Annotated in this window: 7 protein-coding genes; 1 reads left to right on the forward strand and 6 read right to left on the reverse strand. The window is 39.0% G+C overall.

The window, feature by feature from the left end; all coding sequences use genetic code 11:
- The 5 genes from AC1DUA_RS22350 to AC1DUA_RS22370 all read right to left on the reverse strand — a co-directional run.
- On the reverse strand, positions 1-884 hold an 884-nt coding region (locus tag AC1DUA_RS22350), incomplete at its 3' end, for a histidine kinase dimerization/phospho-acceptor domain-containing protein (protein WP_477501872.1).
- The gene (locus AC1DUA_RS22355; RefSeq protein ID WP_477501873.1) at positions 881-1585 is read right to left on the reverse strand and encodes a response regulator transcription factor; all 705 of its coding nucleotides are present in this window, start codon (positions 1583-1585) and stop codon (positions 881-883) included. The genes AC1DUA_RS22350 and AC1DUA_RS22355, both read right to left, overlap by 4 nt.
- 112 nt (positions 1586-1697) lie before the next feature.
- Positions 1698-2231: a hypothetical protein gene (locus AC1DUA_RS22360; RefSeq protein WP_477501874.1), complete on the reverse strand. Its 534-nt coding sequence runs from the start codon at positions 2229-2231 to the stop codon at positions 1698-1700.
- Position 2232: 1 nt separating this feature from the next.
- On the reverse strand, positions 2233-2988 hold the full coding sequence (locus AC1DUA_RS22365) for an ABC transporter permease (protein WP_477501875.1): 756 nt from the start codon (positions 2986-2988) through the stop codon (positions 2233-2235).
- A complete protein-coding gene (locus AC1DUA_RS22370) occupies positions 2988-3752 on the reverse strand; it encodes an ABC transporter ATP-binding protein (protein ID WP_477501876.1) in 765 nt (254 codons plus the stop codon). The genes AC1DUA_RS22365 and AC1DUA_RS22370 overlap by 1 nt, the downstream gene beginning before the upstream one ends.
- A 131-nt stretch (positions 3753-3883) precedes the next feature.
- Between AC1DUA_RS22370 and AC1DUA_RS22375 the strand changes: the two genes are divergently transcribed.
- Positions 3884-4171: a hypothetical protein gene (locus AC1DUA_RS22375; RefSeq protein ID WP_477501877.1), complete on the forward strand. Its 288-nt coding sequence runs from the start codon at positions 3884-3886 to the stop codon at positions 4169-4171.
- A gap of 542 nt (positions 4172-4713) precedes the next feature.
- Here the strand turns inward: AC1DUA_RS22375 and AC1DUA_RS22380 are convergent.
- The coding region (locus AC1DUA_RS22380) for a phosphatase PAP2 family protein (protein WP_477501878.1) at positions 4714-5115 on the reverse strand (402 nt) is incomplete at its 5' end.

A 5115-nucleotide genomic window follows, 5' to 3' on the forward strand; every position in this document is an offset into this window, starting at 1 on the left:
AAGGAAGCTAAGTCCAATAATTGCTGAGTTAAATGTTTCATTCTTTCGGCTTCTGTATAAATATTTGCAACGGCTTCTCGCCCCTTTTCCACATCCTGTAACCCCCATCTCTGCAGCATTCGAGCATAGCCTGCGATAATGGTTAGTGGTGTTTTGAGTTCATGGGATGCATCATACACAAACTGTTGCTGCCGAAAAAAGCTAACTTGAATCCGATCCATCATACGGTTGAACGTAGATGCCAACGAATAGAGTTCATCTTTGCCACCGTCTTGAATTGGGATTTTATGAAAAACGAGGCTTTTCTCAATGTCTTCCATGGTTTGTACCATCGCTGTGATCGGTCGTAAAATCCACTTGGACAGCCAAATGCCACCGATCACACTTACACCAATAGCCCCGAGCGATGTTAGTATCAGAATGGAGATAAGTATTCCTATATTCTCATCCAGTGAATCCATTTTCTCTGCTATTTCCAAAGTTCCTATGAACTGTCCTCCAGCATAAGCAGGAACTCTTGCTAGCAGTACCTTCTCATTATCTAGCTGATAAAGCGTTGTTTCTTCCGTTTGAACGCTTTTCGTTTCAATGGCAGTAAGCCTCTCGTCCCCATGTAGCTCTTGGAGCTGATGGCCAGTTCCATCAAGTAACCGAATCATGTTATTCTCCAAAAGAAAACTTTGAAGAACATCCATATTCTTTCCTTGCATGGCTTCTGATAACTGTACTTTTTTCAACAAAGATTCCGCACGATTTATTAAATTATCTCGTTCATTATCCGTTGTTATATGAATAAAAGCGAAGTAAATGGAAATATTTACAGCAATTAAGATGCCTATAAGCCATAAAGTAGCCAGACCGGCAATCTTATGTTTTATACTCATTTTTTATTCTCCTTGATACAATATCCAACGCCACGATACGTATGAATCAATTGATTTTTGAAAGGATAGTCTATTTTTTTACGCACATACCGAATATAAACATCAACGACGTTCGTTTCTCCTATGAAATCATGTCCCCATACGCCATTTATAATTTGCTCTCGGTTGAGGACTTGATTCCGATTTTGGATCAAATATAGAAGGAGATCAAACTCTTTAGGTGTCAGTTCGATCTCTATACCTTCACGTTCCACAACACGTGTGATCGGATCTATGGTTAGGTTATCTAAGACAAGTGATGTACTTTCTTTCTGAGAAGCAACTTCTGTATTTATTTTCCGATTACGAAGACATGACCTTATCCGCGCGAATACTTCTTCAATCTCAAAAGGTTTGGTTATATAATCATTCGCCCCAATGTCTAATCCGCTTACTTTATCTGGTGTAGCGTCCCGAGCCGTTAGTAAAATAACACATGTGTGTTTGTCTGTCTCTCTCAGTCGGCGCAGTACCTCCAACCCGCTTAACTCCGGTAGCATAATATCTAAAAGAATCACATCATAATAACCTGAGAGAGCTTTCACTAATCCCTCTCTCCCGGTTATAGCACAACCTACGTTATATCCTTCATAGGTAAGCTCCATCTCCAATAACCTAGCAATTTTACTTTCGTCTTCAATAATCAGAATATTCCCCTTCATGAGAACCCGCCTTTTCAACATGGTCGTATTATTACTATTATAGCCTTTGCGAATGATCAAATGAACAAAACAGCCTATTTCATTTACGAAACAGGCTGCTTAATAACGGATGTCATTTTGTCTTCATTCTCCTTCGGATCACTAGCGTAATCAAGCCTCCAAGAAGTATGACAGGCTCTCCGATCGATACAATTTGTACAAACAAAGGATCGATTTTAGTGTTTCCCATAATCTCAATAGGAATCGATGAACTTGAATATATCCAAGGCTCTCTGGTGCTTGTTGCTGTCACATACAGATGATAACGACTCGTATACACAAACCTTATAGGTAGGGATACTTCTTTCGTTTCATTGGGTGATAGCGTTCCGATCGACATGGGTTGATCCGCGCTATAATCTTCAAGATTGACAGTCCAATGTTTGTTAAGGTCAGCCATCGTAATGTAAGCCATCATATCTTCAATGGTTCGATTGGAATGGTTCGTTATTTTAGCTTTTATYTTCATTTCTGTTCCAGGGTAATCTTTGACGCCATCGGGAGAAATGATAACCACTTCAACGTTTGGCTTTTCCGCAGCATTCACAGTAAGTGGTAAACTTAAGCATAGTACAAAAAGTATGACAATGGCTGCTTTTATTCTCATTTTATTCCCCCCTCAAGAAACTCACTTTTTTGCTTGCGCTAATAAATACAAAAAACACGATACAAAAAAAGATGTAAACGGGCAGGCCATCCATGGCCAAAGTCCCGAAACCAACTTTGTTCACCAGGACATCTTTCATGGCTAACATACTCGAGGACACAGGGCTGCTGATATCAACCAAATGAGCAAAGCCGACCTTCTTCATTGTAGTGGACAAAAACATCGGAATAACAGCTATGACGAACAAAATAATAGAGAACATTAAGGTGTTCTTGGTCGAAGATAGCCATGCCGAAATCGCAAGAGAAAGAGCGGAGAAACTAATAATAAATACAGTTCCATTACAAATGATATATAACAAAACAGTCGGGAAAAGATTCGTACCAGCAGTTAAAGCTATGATATACGGCAGTGAGAGTATCATTAAAACGATCCAAAACAAAATAATTGCTATGAGCTTAGTAAACATTATTTTCAGTTTAGACAAGGGAGTTAAAAGCAAACTTTCAAGTGTGCCTTTCTCTTTTTCTCCAGAAATCATCGTCGATCCTAAAATGATAAGGACTAGACTATTTACGCCTAACATCAACTTCAGAAAAGTCATATTAACCTCAACTTGGGCTAGTAAGCTCAGCTCTTTTACTGAAATAAAACTAAACGCCAAGAGACTATACAATACGGAAATGATGAAAAATATAAATAGTCCTTTTCGAGACAGCAGATGTTCCCTAAGCTCTTTTCGCAACAATGCCATCATCAGATGTGATCCCTCCTAACGGATTCTTTATTTGTAAGGAAAAAGAATACTTCCTCTAAAGTAGGGCTTTCTTTCCCTAAAATTTCACGATACCCATCAAGTAAGGAAGATAACTCTCCTTCTTCTACAAGTTTTCCATGATTCACAATCGCAACTCGATTGCATATTTCCGAAATCTCCTTCAATAAATGAGAGGTAATAAAAATAGTGATTTGTTGTCTCTGATTTAAATCTCGAATGATGGTTTGAATATCCTTTTGACCTTGGGGGTCTAACCCGAGCGTAGGCTCGTCCAAAAAAATAATAGATGGTTCATGCACAATAGCCTTAGCAATTCCAAGTCGTTGGCGCATACCGCGGGAATACTGACCTACTGAGATATGGGATTTATCGGACAAGCCTACTGATTCCAAAACTTCAGAAACTCGCGATTTTCTTAGCTCCTTCCTAACGCCATATAGATCAGCAAAAAGGGAAAGATACTCCATACCTGTCATCCATTCGTAATAACCATGCGATTCAGGCAAAACACCAATGTGTTGTTTTATTTTAGACACTTGATCTCGAATATCCATTCCTTGAATGTGGATACTACCCTCACTTGGAGTAAGGAGACCTGTTAACATACGTATAGTCGTTGTCTTCCCAGCTCCATTTGGTCCGAGAAAACCATAAATATCCCCTTGTTTAACATGAAGTTGAAGCTCATTAACAGCTGTAAATCCGTTCTCATACCGTTTGGTTAGTTTTTCAGCTAATATCATTTTTGTAACCTCCTTCACCGCATAGATACAGCATATCAACACTTTATAAGAGTTCTATGTGTGCTAGATAAGAATTTGATGAGAAAATGGAAAACTTCTAAATTTCACAGCGTATGTTGAAGGTTCTTCATTTGAAAATTTCAAGGTATTTCCTCTCACGATTTTCTTATGGAATTCTAACAGGAGGAATTACACAATCTGCCCATGCTGCTACAGTTTCTGCTTCTTCTACAGCAAGCAACATTATACCCAATATGTATATAGATCGAATGGCATTAATCTCCCTCGTTCATCCAGACAACAGTCTCAAGCAGGAACGCAAGTGGCCAGAATGGGTCTGGACTACCCGTTGGATTCACCCAAAAGTTGATAAATATTATGTTGCCACAGTGGAGTTACAACAACAATTAAATAAGTAAAGGCTTTTCAAAAGATCGTATTGAAGTAACGAGCATTCCTATAAGATCAAGAGTGCTTACTTGTTTTGCACCTTGCTTTTCGATTGTTCTTGTAAGGCCTGTGAAGCCTGCAAGTGCCCATTTCCATAACCAGCCGTTAAAATTAAAATTTTTGGATGGGATTTGATAAATTAATTTTTCATATTGTGAAGGAGTAAGACTGTAACCAAAAATAATGAAATAGAGCCAACCTCTGATAAAAGGATTTTTAAAAACGTAGAGTTATGTCCTATAATTAAGAGTTGATACAGGATAAGAACAAGGCCTAAAAGAATCAAAAAAGGAATTACATAGAATTTACTAATGAATTCCGCCCCCTAATGTGTTCATTATATAAAAGTATTAGTCTAAGTCTTGAAAGCATTTCAAACTATTTCTTAATATTTTATTACGTCGATACGATCAGAAATAACCAAAAGCAGCTAGCAATAAATTGAAAAGCCGTCACTGGATGACTCCGTAGACGACTTGAGTTTTTGCTTTTTTTACGCTGTCTTATCCTTTTAAGGCTTCCACACCTTGTGTTCGATTGTCTCATAAATGCGTATCAAGGCTTCCGACAACCATTTCAACCATTTCCAACGCATTAGCTTGCCAATCAAGACTGCGATGAGAATCCCTATTATAGCTCCTCCAATGATATCTGTTGGATAATGAATACCAGACCAGATTCGGGAAAATCCGATGAGTGCAGCAAGTACAAACCAAACCCAGCCATCTTTTCGTCTCCAAAGCCATATCGACGCTGCGACAGCAAAAGCGGCTGCCGCGTGATTGCTTGGAAAAGAGGCGGATGCTTCGTGTTTTACTAATTGAATTACCTGGTGAGCAACAAAGGGGCGATCCCGATGATAGATGGCACCAATGATGCCGTTGGTTCCTAACGCCGCGGCAGCGGATAACAA

Source organism: Paenibacillus sp. 01T422, assembly GCF_056398785.1.